This is a genomic window from Bradyrhizobium sp. 22, from assembly GCF_000482425.1.
GTDB classification, from domain to species: domain Bacteria; phylum Pseudomonadota; class Alphaproteobacteria; order Rhizobiales; family Xanthobacteraceae; genus Bradyrhizobium; species Bradyrhizobium japonicum_B.
This window is the reverse complement of sequence record NZ_KI519401.1, coordinates 172019-198849: the sequence shown is the minus strand read 5'-3', so window position 1 is coordinate 198849 and position 26831 is coordinate 172019. Positions and strand designations below refer to the sequence as shown.

Here is a 26831-nt window from a genome sequence, read left to right as displayed (position 1 = left end):
GCGCTCCCGCGTCGAGTACTCCGGTCAAACGGCCACTGACCCTATTGCCGTCGAGCTCCGCTACGGCAATCGCGTCCCCGCGGGTCACTTCAAATTCCTCCGGGTGCGGTCAGTCAAACTCCTCCACCCCCAAGGCAGGACAGAAGTGGATTGTTAGTTTGACATTGTTTCGCGGGCAAGAGCTTCAGCGGCCTCTTTGAGCCGATAGCTGCGTCCGTCGAACTCAAGCAGATGGCAATGATGCATCAGGCGATCGAGGATCGTCGTGCTCATGGTGTTGTCCCCCAGGTATGTCCCCCAATCCTGCACGACGCGATTGGAGGTGACGATGACGCTGCGGTGCAGTTTGTAGCGCTGATGGATCAGGGTCTGCAGCAAGGCGCCGGCGTCGTCAGGGATGGCGCGTGCGAGGAACAGATCGTCCAGCACGAGGAGATCGCAGTCGATGATGGTTCGCAGGCGGGCCTCGCGCTGCGCCGGGGAGTTCAGGGCGTAGCGGTGGAAGAAGTCGTCGGTCTCAAGATACTGGACCTTGTGGCTTTGCAGGATCGCCTGATAGGCAATCGCCTTGGCGATGTGGGACTTCCCGGTGCCAGGTTTGCCGACGAGCAGCGCGTTCTCGCCGGCGGCAATGAACGCCAGGGTGTGGAGCTGGAAGCAGGTTTGGCGCGGCAATTTGGGATTGAAGGACCAGTCGAACTCGGCGAGCGTCAGTTTTTCGTCGAGTCCGGATTGCCGGTATCGTCGCTCGATAAGGCGGGACTGACGACGGTCCAGTTCGTCCTGCAGGATCAGGGAGAAGGTCTCGAGGAATGGCTGGTTGGCGCCCTGCGCCTGCAGCACGCGCGTCTGCAGCGTGTCTCGGACGCCTGACAGGCGCAGCTGTCGCAGGCAACGCTCAATTTCCGGCATGGTCATCATGTGGCTGGGTCTCCAGTTTGAGGTGAGAAGGCGCAGCGGGAGCGCTCGTGGCGCCGGAGCTGGCCGGGGTTGCGCAGGCGACACGAGCGCGGCTGTCGTGGGCCTCGGCCTGCCGGCCATTGTTGCCGGCATCGTGCCGCACAGCGTGGCTGAAGAGGTCGCCGTATTCGGCGGCGGCGCGGATCAGCGGATGATCCTGGGTGAGCGGCGATGCCGGCTGTGGCGTCGCTCCAACCTGCGCGATCGCCTGTTCGAACAACCGTTCGACGGTCGCACGCACATGCTTGTAACGGTAGATGCGGTTGCCGATGGCGTGCGCGCAGGCTTGCTCGACCAGCCATGCCGGATATTTCCGGCTCAGCCCGACAATGCCCCACATCGCGCGTTGTCCGGGGCGCCCCTCGGTGTCGAACACTTGCTGGCACAGCGCCCTGGTCTGCGGCCCGATGCGCTCGGCGCTCGCCAGCAGCACGGCGGTTTGCCGCGACGGATTGAACGGCCGTTCGCTGGTCGGCAGGACGACAGAACCGGGGTGCGTCGTCCGGGAATGAACACGCAGCAGCGCATGGGTGTGGCGATCACGGATCTCTATCGTGGAGGCGTAGATCCGCACCACGACTTGACTGCCGATGGGTGCAGGCCGCGCGGCGTAATAGCTGCTATCAACACGCACGGTGGTATCGTCGCAGACGGTCCGAACGACCTCGGTGAAGATGCGGAAGGCAGCCACTGGCAACGGCCGCAGGTGTGGCTTCTCCTCCTGGAACATCGCCTCGACCTGACGACGCGTGCTGCCGTGGATGCGCTTGGAGGCCCAATTCTCCTCCCAGTGCCTCAAGAACTCGTTCTGGGCTTCCAGTGTCTCGAAGCGCCGTCCGGCCAGCGCGGTGCCCTGGGTATGTTGAATCGCACTCTCGACGCATCCTTTCCGATTGGGATCGGCTACCCGCGCGGGATCGGCGACCACGGCGTAATGAGCCAGCATCGCGCTGTAAATCGGGTTGAGCTCGGGCTCGTACAAATCCGGCTTGAGGACGCCTTCCTTCAGATTGTCGAGCACGACATAGCTCGGCACCCCGCCAAAATACCGGAACGCCTCTTCGTGGAGCTGCGCCCAGATTTGCTGGCTCGACTTCCAGACCACCCGCCGGAAGCTACGCCGCGAGTAGCGCAGCGTCATCACGAACAGGCGCGGACGACGGTACCGCCCGCTCTTCGGATCAACCGTCGGCGCCCCCTCGCCATAGTCGACCTGAGCTTCCTCGCCGGGGAGGAACTCAAGCCGATCAAACTGCTCGGGATCGGCGTGCCGTAACGTGCGCACAAACCGCTTGACGCTCTGGTAGCTGGACAGAAAGCCAAATTGATCGACCAGGTCCTGGTAAATCGCCTGCGCGTTCCGCTTCAGGCGGACCTGTTCTTCGATCCATGTCCGATGCGCTTCGCAAGCCGAACGGGCCAGGCTGCTGGTGACCGTCGCTTCCGATGCCCCAAAAGCCGGTGGTCGGGGTGGGGGAATTTGGCTGTCCACGCTCGCCGAGCCGGTGGTCACCTCCCCGGGGGAATTTGCCTCCGCACCAGCCCGCAGCGCTCGGTAACGCCGGATCGTCTTGCGATCGATCCCCGTCAGCCTGTGGATCTCGCGCTGGCTGGCGTTGCGATCGAGTAATGTAAATACAGTGCTTTGCAGGTGTGGCTTCAAGACGTTCAACTCCCAGTCCCCTTGCTGGATAAAAGGGGACGAAAATAAACGTCCTGCCGGACCGGCTACCGCTGTTCAGCGGCGCTGCCGGCGATCATCAGGTGGGGGAGTTTCAAGTGACCATACCCGGGGGATTTTGACCGACCCACGGGGATCGCGCCGGCGCAGCTCTATGCCTCGATGGCTCGGCGGCACATGGAACTCTATGACAAGCCGCCAACTTGGGGAGATCGCCGTCTCGACCGCCACAACGCAGTCCTGAATGCCAACGCGATGATGACGAAACCTATCACCATTGAGGAGCGCTGACGACGATCGCAGCGCCGCCGTCGCCCTCGATGCAGCACACCGGCTTGCGTTCCTGCAAATGGAATTCAACGTCAAGGGTCCGGTGATCGCAGGCGACACGATCCACGTCGAATGCGAGGTGATCGAGGCTCGGCGCAGCAAGAACCGGCCGAACCGCGGCCTGGTGCGGACTAGGAACATGAGGAAGGTCGGCCCGGTACCGAGCGAAGGAATGGGCGGGTTCTTCCTGAACATGAACTGTAACAAGCGGTCCATCGTGCTCGATCTGAAGAAGTCGGCGGATCGCGCAACCCTGATGAGCCTAGTCATGACGGCGGACGTGTTCGTTCACTCGATGCGTCCGAGCGCCGCGGAACGGCTAGGCATCAGCTATCAAGAGCTTGGCAAGGAAAATCCGCGGCTGGTCTATGCGTCCGCCGGGGGTTATCGCAACGACAGCTCGCGGCGAGATTGGCCGGCGTTCGACGACGTGATCCAGGCTGCCTCCGGAATCGCCGCGATGAACGTCGTGGATGGCATGCCGCGCTATTTCCCGACGATCATCTGCGACAAGCTCTGCGGCTACATTCTCGCCTCCAGCATCGGCGTGGCGTTGTTTGCACGCGAGCGCACAGGCGTCGGCCAGGAAGTCCATGTTGCCGTGATGGACGCCATGGTCGGCTTTAACATGATCGAACATCTTTGGGGCGGCGTGATCGACCGGCCCGACCTCGGCCTCGGCTACAGTCGCATGCTGACGCCTCACCGTCGACCCTACAAGACGTCGGACGGCTATATATCGCTTCTCGCTGTCACCGACGACCAATGGTCACGGTTGTTTGCGGCCATAGAGCGGCCGGAACTCGCAAAGGATCCTCGCTTCCTTCACCTGGAAGATCGTGTGCGAAACATCGACGAATTGTACGGTATTGTTGTCGAGCCGATAAAGACTCGAACCACGGCTGAATGGCAGGAGCAGCTAAATATCGCCGACATTCCAAACGGGCCGGTGAACGATTTCCAGTCCATCTTCACAAACGGAGATCTCGCGGAGGGACACTTCTTCCGGCGGCTGGATCATCCGGCCGCGGGACGAACGGTATCGATGGCTCCGCTGGCAAGCTTCTCTCGAACCGCGGCGTCGCTTCATCGCAAGCCACCCCGCCTCGGAGAACACACCGAGGAAATTCTCAACGAATTAACGACGCAGACCGGAGCGTAATCGCTCCTTATCTCCTGAGGAGCACATCTGCTTTGATCAGGGGCCCGCAATATCAGCGCGACATCAAGACCAACTGCTCAGACACGCGCGGCTTCGGCGATTTTACTTGCACGCCGTCCGATCTTCGTCCATTGCGTGCATCCTATGTGCGAGCACCCGCACAGGCGGCTCGGAGAAATTGAAGTGGTCGAGCTGCAGTCGAGGATCACTGGTGCTGAAACGTCCGACGGAAGCCACAGAAATGCGGGGTACCGTTGTGCGTGATAAAGCGGCGAGCGCCGGACCGAGATCGCTGAAGTGCATGCTCGCGATTTTTGACGCGGTCGCACATTCCCACGACGGATTGTCGCTCGCCGAGCTTTCAAGCCGTCTCGGTTCGCCCAAGAGCATTTTGTTGACGTTGTTGCGTCCGATGGTGGCCGACAACTTCCTGACCCATACCAATGGCCGCTACACGCTCGGCAACGAGAGCTTCGCCCTAGCCACCAGCATTTTGTCGACCCGAAAGTTCGGGACCGTAGTTCGCGGCTTGATGGTGGAGTTGCAGCAGCATTGCCCGGAGACCATCATCCTCGCTGTCAGGTCTCCCAACGCCAAAAGACGTCGCTCCGCTCGCGGTACTCCTTTCGAGCCCGTATGCTTCGAAAATCACCGGACAAGCAGTGAGCGTGAACGGTGGGATTTCCGCGGCCTAGTCCGGCGCGTCGACACATTGATCAGCATCAGGTTCATCGCCCAGCGACCGACTCAGTCCTCCTGCGCCGCCGTTTCCCAACTCGGGATCGTGACCTCGCGGCCCTCCATGCTCCGGACCCGCGGGCGCTCGACCTCGATCTTGCCGCCGTGGAAACCGATCCGGTCCCACGTTCGGCCCCAACGGTGCGCCCGCCGCGCCGCATCGCGCCCGCGGCGACGGCCTGCAGGCCGCCGTCACTTCCGCCTCCATCATCGTGCCGAACACTCGATCCCTGCCGCAAGACAGAACCGATCGACGCTCGCCCGCACTTCCCCAAACGCTTCGTCCACAGCCCCGGCGCCGGCGAACCAGCCGGGGTGATATCCCTTGTCATGGCGTTGCCCGAATCAGCGCCCCGAGCCTACCGGCTCAAGGTGGGCAACGCCGACCTCTTCAGAAACTCAACAGAACCCGGGACATCCCCCAATTCCAGATGTCTTGTTCGAAGATGCAACGAATGTCACTTGGGCCTCTGTTGGTCATCAATTCGTGAGAAGATCACTTTTTGACGTAACGGCCGTGCTAAGAAGACTGTTTTCCAGCGCCTCCGGCATCACTTGCGACATCTAGCTTGACGACACGCGCGTTCTGACCTGGCTCACCAACAACCAAAAATTCTTCCGCGCCATAGCCTGCCTCAATTGGAATTCGAAGTATCCTACCTCCTGGAGATGTTTGCACTTCAGGCCTGACTGTCACGACGGTTTCATCCCGGGCAGCTGCAAGTGCCTGCATCACCGAGTCATGACGTCCCAACTTCTCGAGATTCAATAGTGTCGGGAAAAGTACCGTTCGCCTTTGTGCGTCGGCGTCGTTGCGTGCTTGAGCTGGGGTGATCCATGTAGAGTCGACGGCTTCGTGACCGTCGTGCCGTAAAACATGATCAATCGGAGCTTGAGCGAGAAAAAAATAGGTGTCGAAACGCTTTGGCATATGCGGCGGCGTAATCCAGTGGGCAAAGTGCACAAGCTGATCGAAGGCCGCGATCAAATATTCCCGCTCGATCATGTCAGCAAAGCCAAGTGTCCCGGCCTCGATGGCCTGACGATAAGCGATACCCAACGTTTCTGCTCGCGCACCATCAACCAAGGGACCACCGCGGTACTCGCGAGCGAAAAGAACGCCACATTCTTCAAAAGCTTCACGAGCCGCTGCCGCCATGAGACCAAGCATCTCGTCGTCAACCCCGGTCACACCTTCGGCCAGCTTGCGCCACCGCGGATCAAAGTCCAACTGACTTACGGAACCACCGGGAAAGACTAAGGCGCCAGATGCGAATTCAATCTCATGATGCCGAACGACCATAAATAGCTCAATGCCTTCAGCGCTATCACGAGCAAGCATCAGCGTTGCAGCAGAACGAGGTTTGATCTGTCCAGTCATGCGGATCCTCGAATGTTAAATTCTAAGTTCGGTCTACACGATGTGCGTCAGAAATACTTCTTCAGCAAAACTGGCGAAGCGCTTAAGCAGTGCAATAGATGAATACAAATTTCACCTACCTGTTCGTAGCTATCGATTTCGGACTTCGGGAGGCCGGCGATCGTGATAATCTTCGTCATGGCGTGATCTCCTCCGACGCTGAAACGCCGAAATCGCCTGTTGGATCAAGCTGGAGATTACGCCGCCTTCATTTTCCAACCACTCCTGCTACGGCACCATTGCCACGACAAAAGCCCACTAGTTCACTCACGATCCAACGGGGCTGGGGCGCGAGGCGCCAAGCCACCCTTTCAACGGACCTCGCCTAACTAAGACATACCAATTCAGGTCGCAGAAACTTGTTTAAGTTATTTGACGGCCCACGCGGATCGGAACCGACTCGCGAACCACCCAGTTATGCCTGAGGGCATGAGGCGAATGACGGCGACGAGAATGACGCCGAACAAAACAAGATGCAAACCAGGGAGATTGTTGGCCAAGTTCCCGCGGAGGATCTCTCCTAGCGGAAACAACAATCCGACCCCAAGTACGGGCCCCCACAGCCTGCCCGCGCCGCCGACCACCGTGAATAGCGCTATGGATATAATCAATATAGGTGACGCTACGACTTCGGGATCAACGAATCCGTCGTAGCGAGCGAGGACCGAACCGCCCAATGAACTGAGAACTGCGCTGATCACCATCGCGGTCGCCTTCGATCGGAAAAGGTCTATTCCGATGGCTTGCGCAGCGTTTTCGTTCCCTTTTAGCGCTCGCAGGCGATAGCCTAGCTTGGAGTGGAGGATCGCGTAACTTGTCGCGAGAGCTAAGGCCATGAAGCAAAGCGCAAGGAGGACATTTTGGTTTGCGACTGAAAGCTGCAGTCCGGATGCGGACATCGGCCTGTATTGAACGAGCAGTCCCGAGGCGCCTCCGAGAAACTCCGTGCCAATCACGATGATGCGTCCCAACTCGCCGATCGCAAGCGTCACCAGAGCAAAATACAGATGCCCAAGCCGAAATCTGAACGTGATCCAGGAAATCGCCGCGCCTATCGCACCAGACATTGCAGCCGCGCATAGCACACCTATCCACCACGGAACGGACAGTTTAAGCAACATCGCGGCCGGAAGGAGCGCGCCAAGACCAATGAAAACGCTGTGGCCCAGCGATAGTTGCCCCCCAATGCCACCAACGATGTTCCAGGCAGAAGCGAGCCCGATATAGATCAACGTTTTGGTGGCGATTCCGCCGTAGTAGCCGGGGAGCGCCATGATTGCCGCTCCCACGATGACGATGGTAGACGCAGTGATCGCGGCCTTCGTGACCTTGGCGAACTTCATGATCGCGATCCGAAAAGCCCTTGGGGCCGGAAGATGAGAATGGCGATGAATACCGCGTAAGGTACGGCGAATCCCAGTGGCCCGTTCAAGTAGACGTTCCCGAGCGTCTCGGCCACGCCGATGATGATGCCGCTGACGAGGATGCTAAGGAGATTGTTCATGCCGCCGAGCACGAACGGCATCAACGCGACCACGGTATAGTGAAGACCCTCGCCCGGATGAATCGGCCTTCCGGCGACGAGGAGCGATGCGGACACAGCAAGGATCGCCGCACTTAGCGATACCACGATGAGTTGCGTCCGTCGCACGTCGACGCCGACCAATGCCGCGGCTTTCGCGTTCTGGTGCACCGCCCGTACGCTTCGGCCGAAGTCGGTATACCCGAGCGTCCAGAAGAGGACGCCGGCGAGCCCCCATGTCGCAACGAAGGAAATGAGCAGCGACGTCTGTACAACAGCGAAATCGCCGATCACCAAGACGTCACCATCAAGTACGGACGGAACTCTTTGGAAGTTACCGCCGTAGACCATCAAGATCCCGTTTTGGATGACAAACATCAAGCCGAGCGTGAGTTGGATGACCATCAATTGCTGGGAACTGATCGGCTGGATCAGGTATCGATATACGACGGCCGTTACGGCGATGATGACCGGCATCGTAATCAGAATCGAGACGTACGGGTCTAAGTTCAGAAGGGTTGACAGCGTCAGCGTCATGAACATGCAGAGGACCATCAGGTCGCCCTGCGCGAAATTCGTGATGCCGCTCACGCCGTAGATCAGCCCCATGCTGAGGGCGATCAGTCCGTACGTGCTACCGATGAGCACGCCTTGGATCACCCCCTGGTATAATATCTCCATTTCAAGTCCCCAAATAAGCCCGCTTGACGGCGGGATCATCCTGCATATCCTCGCTTCGTCCGGAGATGACGATTTCGCCGCGTTCGAGGACGTAGCAGCGCTGCACGTTCTGTAGCGTCAGGTTCAGATTTTGCTCCACCAGCAGGATCGTCAGTCCTTCGCGGTGCATAGCCGTCAACGCCTCGAAGATCGTAAGCACAAACTTTGGAGAAAGACCGAGCGACGGCTCATCCAAGATGAGCAGCTTCGGTCCGGACATGAGCGCCCTTCCGATCGCAAGCATCTGCTGCTCGCCGCCCGAGAGAGTTCCAGCGGCTTGCACGCGCCGTTCGGATAGCCTGGGAAAGAGGTCGAGGACAAATTCTAGCTTGCGTGAACGTTCGAGGCGCGCCTTGCGGGTGTAAGCACCGAGAGCGAGATTCTCCCAGACGGTCATTTCCGGAAACAATTGTCGACCCTCGGGAACCTGGCTGATGCCGCGCTCGGTGACTTCGTGCGCATGCAGTCGCGAGATGTCGCTTCCCTCAAAAACGCACTTTCCGCCCCTCCACGGAACGATCCTGCTGATGCAATTGACGAGGGTCGACTTTCCGGCATTGTTCGCGCCGAGAAGACCCACGATCTCGCCCTTGGCAATCTTCAGCGACACCCCGCGCAAGATATCGAGGTCGCCGTATCCGGCACTCGCGCCTTCGATTTCAAGCATCCAACGCCGCTCCCAAATAAGCATCCTGCACGTCGGGATGCGACATGACCTCCTCCGGCGTCCCTTGCATTATCAGCTCGCCGAAGTTAAGGACGAGCATTCTATCTGCAAGCCGCATCACGACGGGCATCACGTGCTCGACCATGAGGAAGGTGATGCCGCGGTCGCGCAGCTTGCGAATGGCCGCGATCGGCACTTCCGCCTCCACAAGCGTCAGGCCCGCCATTACTTCGTCCAGGATGATAAGCTTTGGGTCGGTAGCCACGCACTTCGCCAGTTCGAGGCGCTTTCGGCTCTGAATAGGTAAAGACGAAGCGAGTTCCTTTCGCTTTTCCGCCAGGTCCAGCTCTTCGAGAATCTCGTCGGCAAGGCGGCGCGCGGCGGGCAAAGCGTGATGGAGCATCGCCGCCGCGACGACCGTTTCGTGCACCGTCAGGTCCGGAAACATTTGGACGATCTGGAAACTACGAACCATTCCAAGCTTCGCGATCACGTGCGGCGGAAGACCAGTGACGTCACGCCCATCGAACTGCACCTTTCCCTGGTCGTTGCGCAGAAAACCGCAGATCAGTCCGAACAACGTCGTCTTTCCCGCACCGTTCGGTCCAACGACGGCCAGTATTTCGTTGCGGGGCAGAACGAACGAGACGTCATTGACGGCGATAACGCCTCCGAAACGCTTCGTAAGATGTCTGACCTCCAGCAAAGCGCCCGGTCTTTTAGCATCAATCGGCGCCGCAGGCCCGGGACCCAGCCTCATTGATACGACCTCGGCTCCCCGCGCGAAAACTCCGCAGGCCACAACGCCTGTTGGCTGCCGTCCGGCTGCCACTGCAGCGCAAGCGCAGTCTGGTCTGTAAGGCAGTTGTCCTCGCCGAAGGCAAGCTCAGGCCGCGGCAAATACAAGAAAGGATCGCTGCGCCCGATCCGGACCTTCTCGAACGCGCCTCTGAGCGCTTCGCGGTCGTTATTTCCAGCAAGCTCGAACGCTGCCTGCACCAATCTGGCCGCTTGCGCCGCCCAGACCTGGTAGTGCCCGATGGGGCCCTGCATCTTCTTTTCGTTGATCTGCCGCTGTAATTCGGAAACGATCTGTTTCGCCCCTGGCTGGTCGATACCCACGACAAACCCCGTCGTGGCGAAGAGGTTACGCGTGAGGACCTGCTCGGCCAATTTTGCACCAAGCTCGTTCCAAAGCGTGACGTCCGCATATCCGGCGCCGCAGCCGACGAACGTCGCTTCGTTGTATCGCAAGTTGGCCCGCGCCTGATGCAGCAAGACGCCTTCCCGTGTCAGCACCAGGCCAACTACGGCATCGGGTTTCGCTGACTTGATACGAAGTATCGTGGATGTCTGGTCTTGAGCCGTACGGTCGACCGGGATGCGCGCCGCCACGGTGAGGCCCGCGGCTGTCACCATCTTTTCCTGGAAATTGGCGATCTGCTGGCCAGCTTCGTAATTCGAGTAAACGAGGGCCACCGACCGGATACTTCGTCGCTTTTCTTTAATGAGATAGTTCAAGAACTCGATTGGCGGAGCGGCGTATCCCTTTTCGTAGGTAAACCCGATCGAGAACAAATATTTAGATCGGCTATCGCCGCTGGTGAAGGAAAGCGCAGGAACCTTCAGTTCGTCGAGAACCGGAACCAATGCGAGCATTTCGCTCGTCACCAGCGGTCCGGCAATGAAAGACACCTTCTCCTGCTCGATCAAACGTCGGGCCTCGCTCGCAGTGCCGGCGCTGCCGCTCGCGTTGTCGGCGACGACAAGCTCGATCTTGGCCCCCCCCATGCTTTTGATGCCCCCCTCCGCGTTGACCTTGTCGATCACGTAGCGGAATGGCGGGAACATGTTCGCAGCATATTGGGCCAGATTGCCGCTGATCGGAAGGATCATTCCCACACGAACAACACGGTCGCTTTGCGCACGTGCGGAGCGTACTCCGACGGCAAGTACCCCCGTCCCGGCCAAGAAGGTTCGTCGAGAGAATCCACGCATTGTTCCGGTCCTCTTAAGAGAGCATCGATTTGGCGATGACGTTTCGAAGGATCTCGCTCGTTCCTCCGCCGATTGTGCCGACCCTGGAATCCCGAAAATACATCTGCATCTCCGAGTTCATCATCAATCCCGCGCCGCCCATGATCTGGATGCCGGTGTCAGCGCATTTGGAATTGCTCTCCGTGGCGAAAATCTTCGTGACGGCCGCCGCGGTGCTCGGTGCAACGCCTCTGTCCATGAGAGAAGCGAGCCGATAGGTCATGACACGCGATATCTCGGCCATGCTGCGTATGTCCGAGATCTTGTGGCTGATGGCCTGATATTCAGTGATCGGTTTGCCGAACTGCTTGCGCCGTCGGGCGAAATCGATCGCAGATTCCAGTATCCTGTAGCAATTCCCGCTTGCCGCGGCCGACAGGAGCAGCCGCTCGACATTCAAACCGCGCATGATGTTCTTCCATCCGCCATTGACCCCGCCCAGAACGTGGGTTGCGGGAACCTTGACGCCGTCGAAGAACACCTCGTTGGTGTGGATCATGCGCCTGCCGAGCCCCCGCAGCGGGCGGATGGTCACACCTTTCGCCTTGGCGTCGACGAGAAAGAGCGTCATGCCCTTGTGCCTTGCCTCCGGGTCCGTCTTTGTTGCAACGACCAGATAGCCGGCGACGTGAGCGCAAGTGATGTAGACTTTCTGGCCATCGATGATCCAGTCGTCCCCCTTCGCAACCGCCTTCGTCCGGATACTGCTGGCGTCGGATCCTGTGTCCGGCTCCGTCAGGCAGAACGCCAACTTCAGCTTCCCGGCGATGAGCTGCGGTAACATGGACGCCCGCAACTGCTCGCTGGCTCCGAACTTCAGATGCATTCCGCCATAGACGACTGTAGTCAGGTAAGCCGAAGCCATCTGGGCATTGTGATAGGCGATCGCTTCGATCAGGACGGCCAGATCCATATAACTGCCGCCTGCCCCCCCGTACTGCTCGTCATGAGGCAACCCAAGCCACCCGGCCTCAGCAAGAGCGGCGTAAGCGTCGAATGGGAATTCGCTCTTGTCGTCGAGTTCCGCGACCTTCCATGGCGGCAGCTTTTCCCGCAAAAGCTGGAGCACGCTCGCGCGCACCTGCAGCTGATCGTCGGTGAGGTCGAACTCTTCGTTGTTATCGAACAGATGCATCTGCGCTACCTGCATGCTTTCGTGCGGGAATTGAGCGACCTGCCACCGGTCATTTCGGCCGGCGCCGATAGAGCAGCGTGGCTTGCATCTCCTGGACGACACGTCCGTCATGCCGCACGCATTCTCGCTTGAAGGTGATGACGCCGCGGTCCGACTTGCTACTCTCCTTCTTGTCGACGACCTTGGAGCGCAGACGGATCGTATCGCCGTGCTTGACGGCATCAAGAAGGCGCCACTTGTCGATTTGCAGCAACGCCAGCAGCGTACCATCGTTGATTCCGCTCGCGTATTGCAGGCCGCCCATGATCGCGTAGACCAGCGGGCCATGCGCAATCGGCTCTCCGAATTGCGTCGTTTTGCAATATTCGAAATTCGTATGAACTTCATTGAAGTCGCCCGAAAGGCAAGCGAAATTGATGATGTCCGTCTGCGTCACGGTGCGCGCCGGGCTTTCGAATTCCTGGCCAACCTCGAAGTCCTCGAAGTAGCGTCCACGCGGGCGGGGGATGCTCATGGGTGTTCCTTTTTTAGTTCGGCTTGTTCGCGAGAATGAGTGTGCAGTGCGAGGACAGGATGCCGCCCTCGTTGTGAACCAGCGCGAGTTCGGCGTCTTTCACCTGGCGGGCACCGAGTCCGCCGCGCAGCTGGCGTACACCCTCAATGATGCCGAAAAGTCCACCAGCGGCTCCCGCGTGGGCATGGGACAACATGCCGCCATGCGTATTGATAGGCAGCTTGCCTCCGATCGATGCTCTGCCGTCGGAGAAAAAGGAGCCGCCCTCTCCCGGTTCGCAGAAGCCAAGCTCTTCCAGCTCGATCAGCGGCACGATGCTGAAGCAGTCGTAGAGTTGGGCAACGTCGATGTCTGACGGTGTTACGCCGGCCATTGCGTAAGCACGTTCACCCGACTGCTTTGCGCCAAACTCCGTAAGGCTCGGAGCGCACATCAGATGTTCATGAGTGTGGTGCTCGCCGATGCCGAGGAGATAGGCCGGCTTCGACTTGAGGTCCTTCGCACGTTCGGCCGAGGTCACGATGAACGCGCCGCCGGCATCGGAGATCAGGCAGCAGTCGAGCATGCCGAGCGGATCGGCGATCGGCTTTGCCGACAACACGTCCTCGACCGTGATCGCGCTCTTCATGTGCGCGTTGGGGTGAAGCAAGGCATGGCGGCGCGTGTTCACCGCGATGTTGGCGAGATGTTCGCGCGTCGTGCCGTAGACGTGCATGTGGCGCTGCGCGATCATGGCGTAGAATCCAGGAATCGATCCGCCGTAGGGCTGCTCGAAATAGGGATGTCCGACCGCCAGGAGCGCCGAGACCGCCGAGTCGCGCGATTGACCGGTCGCGCGGTTCTCGCCAGCGCACACCAGGATGGTCTCCGCGCTGCCCGCAAGGATCGCCTCAGCCGCGTGCTTCAGCATCACGGCGGGGGATCCGCCGCCAACGACGATGGACGCATTGTAGCGGGGCTTGATGCCAAGATATTCGCACAGCACCGATCCCAACATGAAGTAGGGTTCGGTGAAGGAATACGCCGTCAGGACACCATCGATGTCCGACACCTTGAGACCTGTTTCGTCGAGCGCACGCTTCGCCGCCTGGGCGTTCAGGCCCAGCCCGGTCATCCCGGGCACCTTGCCAATGTCGGATTCGCCAACGCCGACGATCGCGATCTTTCCAGAAGCCAATTTATTCATTTCAATTCCTCTTGCTGCCTAGCCCGATCAGAGCGTCGACGGCTACGGCACGATTGGCCGAAATCTTGACGGGATTGACGTCCAATTCAACGATCTCCTGGCGCAGATCGCTGACCAACACGGAGATTCGGCTCACGATCTCGGCGAGCCCCTTGATGTCAGCGGCCGCCTGGTTGCGGTAGCCGAATAACAGGCGGCTGCCTCGCAGTGAACGCAGCATGTCGGTCGCTTCCGAGACGTTGACGGGAGCACGCCGGGTCTGCACGTCCGCGAGCAGTTCGATGGCCGTTCCGCCGAAGCCACACGTGATCAGCGGCCCGAACTGAGGGTCGACCGAAGCGCCGACCATCATCTCGGTGCCGCCCGCAACCATTTCCTGAACGACAATGCCGTTGACGGTGACCGGACCGTCCAGCCGCCCGGCCGCCTGTTCGATTTCCCGATATGCCTTCCGCACCCCATCTGCGTCGCTGACGTTCAACCGGACGACGCCAGCCTCGGTCTTGTGCGGAATGTCCGCCGAGTCCGCCTTGAGGACGACGGGGTATCCGATGGCCTCTGCATGTGCGACGGCTTCATCGGCGGTCATGGACAAGGCCTCGCGGTTGACCGAAACACCGTAGGATGTGAGCAGCCTTTTCGATTGTGCTTCGCTGAGAACGCCACCCGCGCGGATCGTCGCGAGCTCGGCAAGGGCCGCATCACGTGCTTTGGAGTCGGACAGACTCTTCTCCGCCCTGGCCTTCCGGTCCGCCTTGTCGTAATAATCGAACCACGACCTTATTGCCTTCATGCAGCGGCCCATCGACCTGAACATCGAGATCTTCCGGCTCTTGTCGTAGATTTCGCTGCCCGGCCCCTCCAGCCATTCGTTGAACCAGACGAGGCAGATCGGTTTGGAGAGTTCGGCTGCGAGCCGATCAAGATGAATAGCTCTCTCGGTCGTGATCGGCTTCTGCGCCGAAAGCATAGGCACGACCACAACGCCGTAACTCGGATCATCGGCGAACGCCTTGATGCAGGCGCTGTACAGATCGAAGCTCTTGAGTGTCTCAGCGGTCATGTCCGTCGGGTTCGATACCGAACCGAAATCCGGCACCAGCTTCGACAGCCGCGCCACGGTATGGTACTGAGGCGCAGGCATCGCGACACCAAACTCCTCGGCCTTGTCTCCGGAGATGACGGCGGCCCCTCCGGAGCTCGCCATGACCCCCGCCCCGGGGCCCTTTGGAACGCCTGCGCGCTCGAAGAAGCAGGCGGTCTCGAGCACCTCCTCCCAGTTGTCGACGACGATCGCCCCCATCTCGCGGAATGCCGCATCGTAAGCCGCATTGGAGCCAGCCAAAGTGCCGGTGTGGGAAAGTGCCGCCTTCTTGCTGATTGCGCTATGTCCCATCTTGTAGATGACGAGTGGTTTCCTCGCTGCGAAGGCTCGGCGGCCGGCTTCGATGAGGCGACCACCGTCCCGAATTCCCTCGAACAAACATGCGATCACTGCGGTGCTCGGATCGTCGACCAGGTAGTTGATGAGGTCGCAGATATCGACATCGCTCGAATTTCCGGCCGACAGAAATTGCGAGAAGCCGATACCCCGCTGCAGGGCCTGGATAATGGTGTATCCGAGGCCCCCGCTCTGGCTGACGAGACCAATTCCGCCGGCGATGATCGGCATTTCGTTGAATTTCGGCATGAAGTGCATGCCGATTTTGGAGGCGAAGTTGATGATGCCAACGCAGTTCGGGCCGATGATCCGGATGCCCGTCGATTGCGCGATCTCCGCAAGTTCGCGTTGAGCAGCCGTCCGCTCCGCGATGCCCAATTCCGCAAAACCAGACGAGTAGACGATCGCGCCGCTGATTCTCTTGGCTGCGCACCGTCTGACAAGATCGGTCACCTGATCCTGCGGCACCGAAATGACGACAGCATCCGGTACCTCCGGAAGATCCTCGATCGTGGGGTAGGCCTTGTGGCCGAAGATCACGTCCCGTTTCGGGTTGATCGGAAGAAGCTTGCCGCCGAAAGTCGCGAGATTCTCCATCGTCCGCGCCCCGAAGGAGCCCGGCGATTCCGAAGCGCCGATGACCGCGATGCTCGCGGGGTTGATCAAGCGCTCGAGCTCCTTACGACCGAAGAGCTTCGTCCTGTTCTCGATGTATCCCTTGATCTCCGTCACAGTCCGAGCTCCCGAGCGATCAAGCTACGTTGGATTTGCGATGTACCTCCGCCGATCGTCGCGTTGCGCGCGTCCCGCCAGTACCGCTGCATATCGTGGTCATGCGTGTAGCCGGCACCGCCGAGTATCTGCATGCCCTGCGTGGTCACCCGCACGAACATCTCCGAGACGAACAGCTTGGCCATGCAAGCCTGCTTCACGCACGGCATCCCTTGGTCGTACCGCCAGGCCGTCGATGCCGTGATCCATCTGGCCGCTTCCACGTCCGTCGACATATCGGATAGCATGTGAGCGATCGCCTGAAACTCGGCGATAGGCTTACCAAACTGCTTCCTCTCGCCGGCGTAGCGGATCGCATCGTCCACTGCGGCCCGGGCGTTGCCGAGATAGTTCGCGGCGAGCAGAATGCGTTCGCGTTCCAGATGCTTGTTGATGTAGGACCAGCCGCTGTTTTCCTCGCCGATCAACATCCGTTTCGGAAGTCGCACCTCGTCGAGAAAGATCTCGCAGAGCCCGAGAATCCTTCTGCCCACGACGTCCAGCCGGTTGATGGTGATGCCCGGAAGATCGTTAGGGACGAGAAAAAGCGAGATGCCGGCATGCTTCTTGACGTCCGGGTTCGTCCGCGCGGCCAGAACGATCATGTTGTTTGGCGCATGCGCTCCGGACGAATAGAGCTTCTGGCCAGTAATCACGTAATCATCGCCATCGCGGCGCGCCCGCGTCTGGAGCGACGCCGCATCCGATCCGGAACCCGGCTCGGTCAGGCTGAAGGAAAGCTTCGTGTCGCCTTTGACGACTTTCGGAAGGATTTCGGCCTTGATCTCCTCGCTCGCGAAATCGGCGAGGATCATCGCGCCCCACCCGATCAACGCGAGACGCGTCGCGAAATCCACGCTCGGCCTGGCGATTTCCTCCAGTGCGATGGCGCAATCGGCGATCGGGGAGCCGACGCCGCCGTAGGCCGACGGCACCATCATCGCCAGAAGACCCGCTTCCGCCATGGCGGCGTAGACGTGCTCGGGCAACTGTCCGGTTCGGTCCCATTGACGGACGTCGGCCGGTTTGCAATGGCGTTTCACGAACGACGCGGTCGTCTCGCGCACCAGTTTCTGTTCGTCACTGTCTTCGAAATTCACGACCGCACCTTCTCCAACGAAAACTGCGGGAGCTTCGCGCCGTCGCGCTCTTCAAACTCGAGTCTGACGCCATCTCCGACCCGGACCTCCAGCGCACCGTTGCCGACGATGTTGGTCATCATCCGAGGGCCCTCCGCCAGATCGATCAACGCGACAACGTAGGGAGTGCGCCCAGCGAACGCGGGCGAGGACGCGCGCCGGACGACCGTGAAGCTGTGAACCGTTCCCTTACCCGACGCTTCGATCCATACGAGATCGTCGGACCAGCAGACGGGGCACAGGTATCGCGGCATGAAGTGCTTTTCGCCGCAGGAATTGCAGCGCCGGATCACGAGCTTCTCCTCATTCGCGGACTTCCAGTAGACGGCGGAATCCGCGTTAGCGACCGGCAGCGGGAGTTGTTTTTCCACTTATTCCCTCCTCTTCTATTTTTCAGAGACGTATTTCAGCCAACGGCCCCCATCGACGATGAGGTTCTCGCCCGTGACGAAGCTCGCCAGATCCGAGGCCAGGAAGACTGCCGCGTTGGCGACTTCCTGCTTATTTCCGAAGCGGCCAAGCGCCACGCGGCTCCGCTCCAGATCTGCGCGACCGCGATCTTCATAAATACGCTTTGCGCCCTCGGTGTCGCCGATTGGCCCGGGCGAGATCGCGTTGACCCTGATTCCTTCCCGTCCCCATTCGACAGCGAGCGTCCGGGTGAGCGACAGAATCCCGGCCTTGGCTGCAGCTGCATGTGCTGCTCCCGGCCAGCCAGACAGCGCCTGCATGGTGATGATGTTGATGATGCAACCATCGCCTTTGGATTCCCGGAGATGCGCGTAAGCGGCTCGGCATCCATGGAAGGTCCCATTCAAATCGATGTCGATCACCGTCCGCCACGCGTTCGAGGACATCTCAGCGGTCGGGCAGAAGAAGTTGCCCGCCGCGTTGTTGACGAGGATGTCGAGCGATCCAAAGCGATTCACGACGGCGTTGACCGCGGCCGATACCTGCTCGTAGTTTCTAACGTCCGCCTGGAAGGATGCGATTTCCTTCATGTCCCGCGCCTGCAGAGTGGCCACAGCGTCTTTGAGCCGTTCGGCATTCCGGCTGACGATTGCCACCTTGGCGCCGAGCGCCAGGTATTGCTCCGCTATACTCAGCCCGATTCCGCTACCGCCACCGGTGATGAGTGCCACGCGCCCTTTCAGAAGGTCGGAAGAATACATGTCATTTCACCTTCGCAACTCTGGCTTTCGCGGTAGCCATGGCCGACCGGTGGCATTCTGACGCCGTGGCGAGCCCGAACGCGTCCGCTTCGTGCCGCAGCGCTCCGGCTAGATGAACGGCCCACCCTTGAGCGCAAAGGGATTTGGTTAGCTGGAGAGCTTCCGCCGGTAGCGCCGCGAGTTCGTCGGCGAGCTTCATGGTCTGCCCCTCGAGTTCTCCCACTGGCGCAACGCGACGGGTGAGCCCGAGGGCGCGCGCCTCTTCTGCCCGAATGACACCGCCTGTAAGCAACACGTCGAGCGCGACCGCCGGAGTGGCCTTCGCTTGCAGCAGAAAGCTGGCGCCCCCATCTGGAACGACACCAAGCTTTACGAATGGGAAGCCCAAGCTTGCGTTCTCATCCATGACGAGAATGTCAGCAGCGAGCGCAAGCGACGCACCGCCGCCGAAGGCTGCGCCTTGGACTGCCGCGATGACGGCCTGCTTCATATTGATGATGCGCAGATGCTGAGTCTGAGCGGTGAGAATGCGATCCCGCCAGGCCATCGGCGTATCGGGCACATCGCCGAGGTCTGCGCCCGCGCAAAAGGCCGCCCCCTCTCCCCGCAGGACCACAATCCGGTCGTCGTCATTGATCTCGTCGAATCGACTCGCCAATTGTGCCCTCATCTCTACCGAGAGAGCGTTTCGCTGCTGGGGTCGATTCAGCGTGATCACGGCGACGCGACCGCGACGATGAAGCTGCACGATGTCTGATGACGACGACAATAGCGTTTCCTAATTGCGGCTTGAGTGCGAGATACGCGCCGCCTTGTACAGCTAGGTCAGCAAGAGCCATGCCATGCGCGTATCGCTCGCAAGTTTGACGATTTTTCTCGCGATGGCCGGCACAGGGTGTTCGCGGGTGACACATCGCGCGACCCCCTGTCCGCGCCACGTACACACCGCATGCGGGCCCGGTCCGGATTGGGGCACGGCTCCGGCGGCACATCGTTTGCACCGCAGATGTCTTTCAACGAAGGGAAAACGCCAGTGGATCCGAAGCAGGTTATGGTCGAGCGCGACGGCGCGGTTATGATCCTCACTCTCAACAATCCGAGTTCACGAAACTCGCTCACGTCGGAGCTCAGGGACGAACTCGGACATGCGGTCAGGGAGGCGTCCACCGACCGCTCCGTTCGCTCCGTTCTCCTCGCGGCCGCAGGTCCCTCTTTCTGCGCGGGCGGGGATTTCAAGATGCTCGAAGTCGCTTCCGATCCATGGGCCGTCCACCGCCGTTTCGCAGGTCTGAAGGATTGGCTCTTCCCGCTCATTTCGCTCAACAAGCCCATGGTCGTGGCGGTGAACGGGCATGCGGCCGGCGGTGGAATGGGACTTTCTCTATGCGGCGACGTCGTCTTCGCGTCCGAGGACGCCAAGTTCATGGCGGCTTTCTTCCGTCTCGGCGCAGTACCCGATATCGGCATGATGTACCATCTGCCCAGACTGATCGGCCTGGCGCGCGCCAAGACGTTCCTGTTCGGAAATCAGACCTGGACGGCCCAGGAAGCGTTCGCGAACGGGCTTGTCACACGGGTGTGCTCCAGTGACAAGCTCAAGGAGGAGGCGCTGGGCGAGGCGCGTCGGCTCGCGGATGGACCATCGGAAGTCATGGGGTTGGCGAAACAGCTCATGGCACGCACCTTTGAAACCGGAATGCACGACATGTTCGCATTCGAGGGCCTCGGCCAGGCGCTTGCGATGTCCAGCAGCGAGTTCAAGGAGGGTTTGCGGGCCGCCGTCGAGAAGCGGCCCGCGAACTTCGCGGCTCCCACCAGTCAGAAATAGCTTCACGCTATGTAAGATCGGAAGGGCTTACCCCCGAAAGCGGCCCTTCCGAAGTTCACTCGCCCGAGATGAGCGAACCGATCGGATCCCATCCCTCGCCGTTGAAGCGCTCCATGTGCAGATCCTTCATCGGGGCGAAGTCGGTCACACTCGTCTTGAGTCGAATACCCGGCAGGACCATCGGTAGCTGCATGTCGAGGTTCTGAGCCTGCTTCATGACGTTCTCGCGCGAGAGATCGTTTCCGCACTGCTTGAGCACCTGAACCAGCGTCTGAGCGTTGGAGTAGCCGAGAACATTGAACTCGTCCGTGATGTCTCCGGACGGATAGTACTTCTTCATCCACGCCAGCCACTCCTTGAAACCGGGGTCGTCCGCCAGGCGCGGGTCAGCCGGGTCCTTCATGTAGTGCAGGGCCATCACGCCGGTGCTCGCTTCCGCGCCGATCTGCTTGAGGACGGAGGTTGAGGCCGACACGGTGGCGAGAAGTTGCGTCGGTTTCCACCCCAGCTCGTAAGCCTTGCGGATCGCCTGAGCCGCGAACTTGGTCGTCGAAAGATTGACAAAGACGTCGGCGCCGCTCGCTTTTAATGTGATCAATTGGGAGCCGATGGTCGGTTCGGTGATGTCGTAGCTCAACTCCTTCACAATCATAGTATCAGCCTCCGCGCCCAGTTTGGCGCGCAGTCCTTTGATGTAGTCGCGGCCCAAATCGTCGTTCTGATACCGTTTATCGCGCTCGTAATTCCGGGAGCCGAACAGAATTCCTGTCGCCGATTGCTACACTTCCCATCCGACTGTTTTTGACGCGAACACATGCGCGGCGCTATAGCGGACCGGGTTCTCACTACTCCACGATAGCGAAGGCCAACCAAGCTTACTTCCAGATGGTAAACGACCAGGGAGGCGTGAACGGACGAAAGATCACGCTGATCAGCCTCGACGACGCATACAGCCCGCCAAAGACTGTCGAGCAAACGCGCAAGCTGATCGAGCAGGACGATGTGCTTCTCATCTTCGACACGTTGGGAACGGCGACCAACGCAGCAATCCAGAACTATCTGAACGGAAAGAAGGTCCGTCGCGGATGGGTCTTTCGGTCGCGGCACGGGAAATGCAACTTTCTTCTCCATAAGAAGAGCGCGGGAAGGATTGTTGCGCATGCGAAGGGCTTTCGAAGGATTCAGGGTCGTCGACGCTAGTCAGGGCGTCGCGGGACCGCACGCGGCGATGCTTTTGGCCCTGCACGGGGCGGACGTCGTCAAGATCGAACCGCCGGAAGGCGATTGGGGGCGGATCCTGGGGAGGACGATCGAGAACAACACCATTCATTTCACCGCGTTTAATCGGGGAAAACGATCGATAGCCATCGATCTCGCGAAAGAGGAAGGACGTCGCATCGCCGGCGATCTGGTCGCTACGGCCGACGTAGTGATCGAGAGCCTTCGGGCCGGGGTCGCTTCCCGCCTCGGCCTTGGCTATCCGGAAGCGAAGAAGGTCAATCCCGAAATCATCTACATGTCCGTGTCCGGTTACGGTCAAAGCGGCCCCAACCGAGAACGTCCAACCGTCGACGGCGTCATCCAGGCCTTTTCCGGCATGATGGTGATGAACGGATCCGTCGAAAAGCCGCATCGGCAGGCGATGGTCGTCATCGACACGGTCACGGGTCTCTACGGTTTCCAGGCTGTCAGCGCGGCTTTGATGCGCAAGGTGCGGTTCGGTACCGGTTCGTTCATCGACATGAGCCTGATGCAAAGCGCCGCCGCCTTCCAGGCCGCCAAGCTGATGGAGGCTCAGGCGGAAGGCCCTACTCCAGGACCGCTATATTCCCCATCAGGCATCTACGAAACGGCGGACGGCCATGTTCTCTTGAGCGCGATGCGATCGCGGAATTTCGAAGCTCTGTGCGATGCGCTCGGATGTCCGCAACTTTCGGGCGATCCGCGTTTCGGTTCCGTGGACAACAGAAACGCCAACCGCGCAGCGATGAACAAGGTCCTTCAGGAGATGCTCCGTACGCGTACCACGGCCGACTGGGTCGAGGTCCTGCTCGCCCGCGGCGTCATGGCAAGCCCGGTCAATACCTACGCCGATTGGCTCGCCGACGAACACGTGAACGCCGTCGGGGCCTACCAGACCGTCGCCTTGACGGCCTGGGATCGCTCCCAGTCGCCGCGATACCCGGCTGCCCCGGTCCCGAAATCGGGAAGAACGGGTCGATTCCGGGGCTTGGCGAACATTCGCGCGAGATCCTTGCTGCGCTCGGAAAGAGCCAGACCGAAATCCAAGCGCTCTATTCCGCGCGCGTCCTGGCTTGATCGTTTCCGTAAATACTTTCGCCTGCGAGGTCATATGGGTCCGCTGAACGGTCTGACAGTCCTGGAGTTTCCCGCGATCGGGCCCGTTCCCTTCTGTGCGATGCTGCTCGCCGACCTCGGCGCCACCGTTCTACGAATAGAACGGCCGGAAGACGCGGGTCTGGGGATTGAGCGCCCACGACGTTTCCAGATCTCGCATCGTGGCAGAAAATCCTTGAAACTCGATCTGAAACGACCGCAATCGCTCGAGTTGGTGAAGGTTTTGGTCGAGCGCAGCGACGTGCTGATCGAGGGCTTTCGCCCGGGCGTCATGGAGAGATTGGGGCTCGGTTGGGAAGTCTGTCAGCGGCTCAATCCGCGCCTGATCTATGGTCGGATGACCGGCTGGGGTCAGACGGGCCCGCTTTCGCCGTACGCCGGACACGACATCAACTATATCGCGCTGACGGGCGCTCTCAACGCGATCGGTCGGAAGGGCCAGCCGCCGACGCCGCCCCTGAACCTTTTGGGAGACTTTGGAGGTGGCTCGCTCTACCTAGCCCTCGGGATACTCAGCGCTCTATGGGAGCGGCAACGCTCCGGCCAAGGCCAGGTCGTCGATGCGGCCATCGTCGACGGCGTCCTTTCACTGCTCGGCGGACACATTGGCATGTTGGCCTCCGGGCTCGCAAAAGAAGAGCGAGGGACCAACATGCTCGACAGCGGCGGTCCGTTCTATGACGTGTACCGCTGCGCCGACGGCCGCTGGCTCGCCGTCGGCACCATTGAAGATAAGTTCTTCTCACAGTTGGCCGCCAAGGCTGGTCTCGATGCCAAGGACGCGCTTCGTCGCAAGCGCGAGGATTGGACATCATTGCGGCTCGACCTCGAGGCGGCGTTCTCGGAAAAGACAGCCGATGAATGGCGTGTCGCGTTCGACGGTACTGATTGTTGCGCGACGGTCGTCAACTCCGTCGAAGAGGCTTTCGCCGATCCCCATCTCGTCGAACGAAAATCGTTCATAGAGATCGAAGGGGTGCTTCAACCCGCTCCCGCCCCGCGTTTCAGTCGCAGCGTTACGGATACTCCGCGGTCTCCGAATGCGCCTAACACGGCCGACGAAGCATTAGCCGACTGGCTCGATCCGAGGACGATAGAGATTTTCAAGAAAAACGGATCATGGTACGACTAAAGTAGAAGGCAAAATCGCAATGCGTCATGTTCTCCGTGCATACACTACCGCGCGCTGAATCATTGTAGCGCCCTCTCTTTATGTGATTAATTGTCCTAAAGGACTACACGTCAGGGAGCCAAGGCGGGATAATGATACCGCTTGACAGCATTTCAGGCTATCGCGGCCTTCTGCTGTCGGACAGGACGAAGATCGTTCTTTCGACTGGCGTTGCGGAAGACCCCCGCCTTAAAAGTCTCGCGCTCGATCCGGATTGGATCGCCGAGGCTCGGATACGTCGCATCAATCGGCTCACTCTCGATCGCCAATCCTATATCGTTCTGGTGATGACTGTCGCGAGAGACGATCTCCTGATATTCGGCGAGCCACCCGGCGACGCCGTCATCAACTTCCTGTCGAGTGTCGACTTCGCCTGGGAAATGATGGAGCAGCTTCTCACGGATCCTTTCGAAGGCATGATCATCGTCGACGACAAGGCTCGCATTTCCTACATGTCACCCATTCACGAACGGTTCTTCGGATTGAAGCCGTGCGAGGCGCGGGACCGTCTGATAGAGGACGTCGTCGAGGGGACCAGGCTGCATAAGGTCGTGCAGTCCGGCAAGGCCGAGGTCGGCACGATGCAGCACATGCGCGGCTCGGACAGGATCGTGTCCAGGATCCCGATTCGTCGGAAGGACAGGATCCTCGGCGCGTATGGGCGGGTGATGTTCAAAGGACCCGAGCAGCTGGCCATCCTGAACGCCAGGATACGCGCGCTGGAGGGGCAGGTCGAATTCTACAAACGGGAATCGGAGACGCTGAAGTCCCAGAAATACGGGCTCGATAGCATCGTCGGCAACAGTCCCGCCGTCCAGCGCCTCCGCGCGGAAATCGTGAAGATCGCACCTCTGGAGATTCCCGTTCTGATACGCGGCGAGAGCGGGACCGGCAAGGAATTGGTCGCTCACGCGCTGCATCGGCTGAGCCCGCGAAGGGACGGACCCATGATCGCCGTCAACGCCGCGGCGATGCCTCAAACTCTGGTCGAGTCCGAGCTGTTCGGATACGAACCGGGAGCCTTTACAGGAGCCGACAAGAAGGGCCGGAAAGGAAAATTCGAGCAGGCGACCGAAGGCATCATGTTTCTCGACGAGATCGGGGACATGCCGCTCGAGGTGCAGGCGAAGCTGCTGCGCGTGCTGCAGGATAGGATCGTCGAGCGTGTCGGAGGCGACAAGCCACGCCAGCTCGATTTCAGATTGATCTCCGCGACAAACCGGGACCTTCAGTCCTTGGTTGAAGCCGGCAAGTTCCGGCTGGACCTGTTCTACCGGATATCACCCATCGTGATCCAATTGCCTCCGCTTAGGGAACGCATCGAGGATATCCCGCTGCTCTCCTCGAAGTTCCTCGAGAGCATCGCCTACCGCCATGCTCGCCCAGTGCCGTCGATCGACGACGAGGCCCTGACTGCGTTGATGGAAAGACCTTGGCCCGGCAATATTCGGCAGCTTCAGCACGAAATCGAACGCGCCTTTGCGTTCTGCGATGGCACCGCCATCAAAGTCGAGGATCTTACCGAGCCGAAGATTGAGCCTCAGGCCGCATCGCGGCCGACCATGATGGCCGAGACCGCTCCACCTATTGCGGCCGACGGACTCCGGGCGATGTTGGACAAGGTGGAAACTCAGGGAATCCGCGACGCTCTGGTCCGTTACAAGGGCAATAAGAAGAAGGCCGCCGAAAGTCTCGGCATTTCGAGATCCTACCTGTACCGAAAATTGTCCGAAATGAACGACTCGGAGGTCTGAGCCGCCGCGCCGACGTGGAGCTGGTTGAGCGTCACGTGATCCTGTTGTAGATGCCCTGCCCGGTCGCGACCAATTGCCCGCTCGGAAAGCTCTCCGCGACGATCGATGAGAAGTACGTTCTGCGCCCTGCTTCGAGATCCGGCCTGTTGCGCGGATCACGGTGTCACCGGCCTCCGAACGCCCGACGAAGCTGCACGTCAATGAAAGGGTGACCGCTTTCGGAGGAGCGTCTTCGTCCGGAGCCGCAATGGCCCAGAGTCCGGCGGTGTCGAGCATCGCCATGAGCACGCCGCCATGAATTCCGCCGTGCCGGTTGAGGTGCTCGGGGCCGATCTGGATTTCGAACGATGCCTCGCCGGCGCTCGTTCGCGTTCGGTGCATCCCGAGCACGTCTCCGAAATCGAAGCCTTCCGGGAAGATCTCGCCGATCGCGTCCTTTAGCCTGGACGGAACCATACTAGCGTCCAGCTCTTTCGGGGGCGCGAGCGGCATCATCGATCGCGCCTCCTGCTCATGTTCTTCGAGACGACGGCGCGCCGCGGCGGCGCATAAGCCGGCGTGCCGTAGGTCTCAAACAACGCCTGCGTCGTGTCGTAGTGGTTCTCCAAGCCCCCGCGTATGATGCGCTCCAACGGGCCGTCCGGATAACCCAGGCCGAGCTTGCACGTCAGATCCATGTCGGCCTGCGTCGCGAGACCTTCATCGAGGAAACGCAGCGCCGCGTTGTACTTCGGGATCACCAGCCTGTTGACGATACGCCCGATCTGATCCGACGACACCACCACTTCCAGTCCGGCCTCTTTGAAGACTTTGGCAGCGGCGGCGACGGCAGCATCCGAGGCGGACGCCGGCCGCACCAGTTCGACGAGTTTCGAGGGCGCGTCGTCGCCGTTCCGATAGCGGGCAAAACCTAACGCATTCGTGACGGCGGGATCCTCTCCGATGTGCTCCGCGAGGCTCTCGTCGCCGAGTTCGACCAGGATTGCGGCCTTTCCGGGATCGGCGACGAAGGGCGTGCCACAGTGGACGATGACGTCGGCATCCCGATCAGTCGCTCCGGCGAGGAACTTGTCGCCTTCGGCAAAAGATCTGCTCGGCCCGTCCTGGATAATCGCATAGGTCATG

General features: G+C 60.2%; 26 protein-coding genes and 3 pseudogenes. 6 read left to right on the top strand and 23 right to left on the bottom strand.

The features are described 5' to 3' along the window. Positions 1-153 precede the first annotated feature (153 nt). Positions 154-921, bottom strand: a complete 768-nt coding sequence (istB, locus tag K410_RS0135350; protein ID WP_028133017.1) for an IS21-like element IS1631 family helper ATPase IstB — start codon at positions 919-921, stop codon at positions 154-156. Next, positions 899-2632: an IS21 family transposase gene (istA, locus tag K410_RS37825; RefSeq protein WP_155253862.1), complete on the bottom strand. Its 1734-nt coding sequence runs from the start codon at positions 2630-2632 to the stop codon at positions 899-901. Before istA ends, istB begins: the two co-directional genes overlap by 23 nt. Before the next feature lie 286 nt (positions 2633-2918). On the opposite strand from istA, the gene K410_RS37820 reads away from it, so the two are divergent. After that, on the top strand, positions 2919-4133 hold the full coding sequence (locus K410_RS37820; protein ID WP_024342806.1) for a CoA transferase: 1215 nt from the start codon (positions 2919-2921) through the stop codon (positions 4131-4133). A 102-nt stretch (positions 4134-4235) separates the two neighbouring features. Here K410_RS37820 and K410_RS40150 read toward each other — a convergent pair whose 3' ends face one another. The 17 genes and pseudogenes from K410_RS40150 to K410_RS0135260 all read right to left on the bottom strand — a co-directional run bounded on the left by K410_RS40150 (position 4236) and on the right by K410_RS0135260 (position 19364). Continuing rightward, positions 4236-4559, bottom strand: a complete 324-nt coding sequence (locus K410_RS40150) for a hypothetical protein (RefSeq protein WP_155253861.1) — start codon at positions 4557-4559, stop codon at positions 4236-4238. A gap of 324 nt (positions 4560-4883) precedes the next feature. Next, positions 4884-5203: pseudogene (locus K410_RS39045) on the bottom strand (IS256 family transposase); the annotation flags it as partial. A 188-nt stretch (positions 5204-5391) separates the two neighbouring features. Continuing rightward, a complete protein-coding gene (locus K410_RS39040) occupies positions 5392-6252 on the bottom strand; it encodes an NUDIX hydrolase (protein WP_245265963.1) in 861 nt (286 codons plus the stop codon). A gap of 47 nt (positions 6253-6299) precedes the next feature. Beyond that, a complete protein-coding gene (locus K410_RS41370; RefSeq protein WP_283805293.1) occupies positions 6300-6431 on the bottom strand; it encodes a hypothetical protein in 132 nt (43 codons plus the stop codon). Positions 6432-6659: 228 nt separating this feature from the next. Then, entirely contained in the window at positions 6660-7634 is a 975-nt protein-coding gene (locus tag K410_RS37810; protein WP_049820496.1) for a branched-chain amino acid ABC transporter permease, read from the bottom strand. Next, on the bottom strand, positions 7631-8533 hold the full coding sequence (locus K410_RS0135315; RefSeq protein WP_245265962.1) for a branched-chain amino acid ABC transporter permease: 903 nt from the start codon (positions 8531-8533) through the stop codon (positions 7631-7633). The genes K410_RS37810 and K410_RS0135315 overlap by 4 nt, the downstream gene beginning before the upstream one ends. Then, on the bottom strand, positions 8496-9200 hold the full coding sequence (locus K410_RS0135310; RefSeq protein ID WP_024342801.1) for an ABC transporter ATP-binding protein: 705 nt from the start codon (positions 9198-9200) through the stop codon (positions 8496-8498). Before K410_RS0135310 ends, K410_RS0135315 begins: the two co-directional genes overlap by 38 nt. Beyond that, positions 9193-9960, bottom strand: coding sequence for an ABC transporter ATP-binding protein (locus tag K410_RS0135305; protein ID WP_049820495.1), 768 nt, complete (start codon positions 9958-9960; stop codon positions 9193-9195). The genes K410_RS0135310 and K410_RS0135305 overlap by 8 nt, the downstream gene beginning before the upstream one ends. Further along, positions 9957-11096, bottom strand: coding sequence for an ABC transporter substrate-binding protein (locus K410_RS0135300; RefSeq protein WP_049820494.1), 1140 nt, complete (start codon positions 11094-11096; stop codon positions 9957-9959). Before K410_RS0135300 ends, K410_RS0135305 begins: the two co-directional genes overlap by 4 nt. Positions 11097-11211: 115 nt before the next feature. Beyond that, positions 11212-12372, bottom strand: a complete 1161-nt coding sequence (locus tag K410_RS0135295) for an acyl-CoA dehydrogenase family protein (protein ID WP_028139125.1) — start codon at positions 12370-12372, stop codon at positions 11212-11214. A 49-nt stretch (positions 12373-12421) separates the two neighbouring features. Further along, complete coding sequence (locus tag K410_RS0135290; protein ID WP_024342797.1) at positions 12422-12886, bottom strand: MaoC/PaaZ C-terminal domain-containing protein; 465 nt, start codon at positions 12884-12886, stop codon at positions 12422-12424. Between the two features lie 13 nt (positions 12887-12899). Further along, a complete protein-coding gene (locus tag K410_RS0135285; RefSeq protein WP_024342796.1) occupies positions 12900-14072 on the bottom strand; it encodes a thiolase C-terminal domain-containing protein in 1173 nt (390 codons plus the stop codon). Position 14073: 1 nt separating this feature from the next. Continuing rightward, positions 14074-16245, bottom strand: coding sequence for an acetate--CoA ligase family protein (locus K410_RS0135280; protein WP_024342795.1), 2172 nt, complete (start codon positions 16243-16245; stop codon positions 14074-14076). After that, entirely contained in the window at positions 16242-17384 is a 1143-nt protein-coding gene (locus K410_RS0135275) for an acyl-CoA dehydrogenase family protein (protein ID WP_024342794.1), read from the bottom strand. The genes K410_RS0135280 and K410_RS0135275 overlap by 4 nt, the downstream gene beginning before the upstream one ends. After that, entirely contained in the window at positions 17381-17794 is a 414-nt protein-coding gene (locus K410_RS0135270; protein WP_024342793.1) for a Zn-ribbon domain-containing OB-fold protein, read from the bottom strand. The genes K410_RS0135275 and K410_RS0135270 overlap by 4 nt, the downstream gene beginning before the upstream one ends. 15 nt (positions 17795-17809) lie before the next feature. Further along, complete coding sequence (locus K410_RS0135265) at positions 17810-18595, bottom strand: SDR family oxidoreductase (RefSeq protein WP_024342792.1); 786 nt, start codon at positions 18593-18595, stop codon at positions 17810-17812. A 1-nt stretch (position 18596) separates the two neighbouring features. Beyond that, complete coding sequence (locus K410_RS0135260) at positions 18597-19364, bottom strand: enoyl-CoA hydratase/isomerase family protein (protein WP_028139122.1); 768 nt, start codon at positions 19362-19364, stop codon at positions 18597-18599. Between the two features lie 264 nt (positions 19365-19628). Between K410_RS0135260 and K410_RS0135255 the strand changes: the two genes are divergently transcribed. After that, complete coding sequence (locus K410_RS0135255; protein WP_028139121.1) at positions 19629-20423, top strand: enoyl-CoA hydratase/isomerase family protein; 795 nt, start codon at positions 19629-19631, stop codon at positions 20421-20423. A 55-nt stretch (positions 20424-20478) separates the two neighbouring features. Here the strand turns inward: K410_RS0135255 and K410_RS37805 are convergent, their stop codons facing one another. Next, on the bottom strand, positions 20479-21183 hold the full coding sequence (locus tag K410_RS37805) for an ABC transporter substrate-binding protein (protein ID WP_283805296.1): 705 nt from the start codon (positions 21181-21183) through the stop codon (positions 20479-20481). A gap of 65 nt (positions 21184-21248) precedes the next feature. Between K410_RS37805 and K410_RS41185 the strand changes: the two are divergent. Together K410_RS41185 and K410_RS39035 are read left to right on the top strand one after the other, a co-directional pair. Further along, a pseudogene (locus K410_RS41185) lies at positions 21249-21500 on the top strand (ABC transporter substrate-binding protein); the annotation flags it as partial. Positions 21501-21582: 82 nt separating this feature from the next. Next, on the top strand, positions 21583-23913 hold the full coding sequence (locus K410_RS39035; protein WP_080654979.1) for a CaiB/BaiF CoA transferase family protein: 2331 nt from the start codon (positions 21583-21585) through the stop codon (positions 23911-23913). Between the two features lie 152 nt (positions 23914-24065). Here the strand turns inward: K410_RS39035 and K410_RS41180 are convergent, their stop codons facing one another. After that, the gene (locus K410_RS41180) at positions 24066-24221 is read right to left on the bottom strand and encodes a hypothetical protein (protein ID WP_245269629.1); all 156 of its coding nucleotides are present in this window, start codon (positions 24219-24221) and stop codon (positions 24066-24068) included. Positions 24222-24368: 147 nt separating this feature from the next. On the opposite strand from K410_RS41180, the gene K410_RS37800 reads away from it, so the two are divergent. Then, positions 24369-25706 carry a sigma-54 interaction domain-containing protein gene (locus K410_RS37800; RefSeq protein WP_245269628.1) on the top strand — a complete coding sequence of 446 codons (1338 nt, stop codon included), beginning with the start codon at positions 24369-24371 and terminating at the stop codon, positions 25704-25706. 177 nt (positions 25707-25883) lie between these two features. Here K410_RS37800 and K410_RS41605 read toward each other — a convergent pair. Continuing rightward, positions 25884-26039 (bottom strand): annotated as a pseudogene (locus K410_RS41605) (PaaI family thioesterase); the annotation flags it as partial. Here K410_RS41605 and K410_RS41175 point away from each other — a divergent pair. Next, positions 26001-26147, top strand: coding sequence for a hypothetical protein (locus tag K410_RS41175; RefSeq protein WP_245265961.1), 147 nt, complete (start codon positions 26001-26003; stop codon positions 26145-26147). The pseudogene K410_RS41605 and the gene K410_RS41175 sit on opposite strands and share 39 nt — an antisense overlap. Before the next feature lie 50 nt (positions 26148-26197). Here K410_RS41175 and K410_RS0135225 read toward each other — a convergent pair whose 3' ends face one another. Next, complete coding sequence (locus tag K410_RS0135225; protein ID WP_024342787.1) at positions 26198-26830, bottom strand: 3-hydroxyacyl-CoA dehydrogenase family protein; 633 nt, start codon at positions 26828-26830, stop codon at positions 26198-26200. Position 26831 lies beyond the last annotated feature (1 nt).

Bases quoted from the DNA above. Each gene is read 5' to 3' on its own strand.
- istB (WP_028133017.1), bottom strand. From the start codon at position 921: ATGATGACCATGCCGGAAATTGAGCGTTGCCTGCGACAGCTGCGCCTG.
- K410_RS39040 (WP_245265963.1), bottom strand. From the start codon at position 6,252: ATGACTGGACAGATCAAACCTCGTTCTGCTGCAACGCTGATGCTTGCT.
- K410_RS41370 (WP_283805293.1), bottom strand. From the start codon at position 6,431: ATGACGAAGATTATCACGATCGCCGGCCTCCCGAAGTCCGAAATCGAT.
- K410_RS37810 (WP_049820496.1), bottom strand. From the start codon at position 7,634: ATGAAGTTCGCCAAGGTCACGAAGGCCGCGATCACTGCGTCTACCATC.
- K410_RS0135315 (WP_245265962.1), bottom strand. From the start codon at position 8,533: ATGATCCCGCCGTCAAGCGGGCTTATTTGGGGACTTGAAATGGAGATA.
- K410_RS0135310 (WP_024342801.1), bottom strand. From the start codon at position 9,200: ATGCTTGAAATCGAAGGCGCGAGTGCCGGATACGGCGACCTCGATATC.
- K410_RS0135305 (WP_049820495.1), bottom strand. From the start codon at position 9,960: ATGAGGCTGGGTCCCGGGCCTGCGGCGCCGATTGATGCTAAAAGACCG.
- K410_RS0135300 (WP_049820494.1), bottom strand. From the start codon at position 11,096: ATGATCCTTCCGATCAGCGGCAATCTGGCCCAATATGCTGCGAACATG.
- K410_RS0135295 (WP_028139125.1), bottom strand. From the start codon at position 12,372: ATGCATCTGTTCGATAACAACGAAGAGTTCGACCTCACCGACGATCAG.
- K410_RS0135290 (WP_024342797.1), bottom strand. From the start codon at position 12,886: ATGAGCATCCCCCGCCCGCGTGGACGCTACTTCGAGGACTTCGAGGTT.
- K410_RS0135285 (WP_024342796.1), bottom strand. From the start codon at position 14,072: ATGAATAAATTGGCTTCTGGAAAGATCGCGATCGTCGGCGTTGGCGAA.
- K410_RS0135265 (WP_024342792.1), bottom strand. From the start codon at position 18,595: ATGTATTCTTCCGACCTTCTGAAAGGGCGCGTGGCACTCATCACCGGT.
- K410_RS39035 (WP_080654979.1), top strand. From the start codon at position 21,583: ATGCGAAGGGCTTTCGAAGGATTCAGGGTCGTCGACGCTAGTCAGGGC.
- K410_RS37800 (WP_245269628.1), top strand. From the start codon at position 24,369: ATGATCATCGTCGACGACAAGGCTCGCATTTCCTACATGTCACCCATT.
- K410_RS41175 (WP_245265961.1), top strand. From the start codon at position 26,001: ATGAATTCCGCCGTGCCGGTTGAGGTGCTCGGGGCCGATCTGGATTTC.
- K410_RS0135225 (WP_024342787.1), bottom strand. From the start codon at position 26,830: ATGACCTATGCGATTATCCAGGACGGGCCGAGCAGATCTTTTGCCGAA.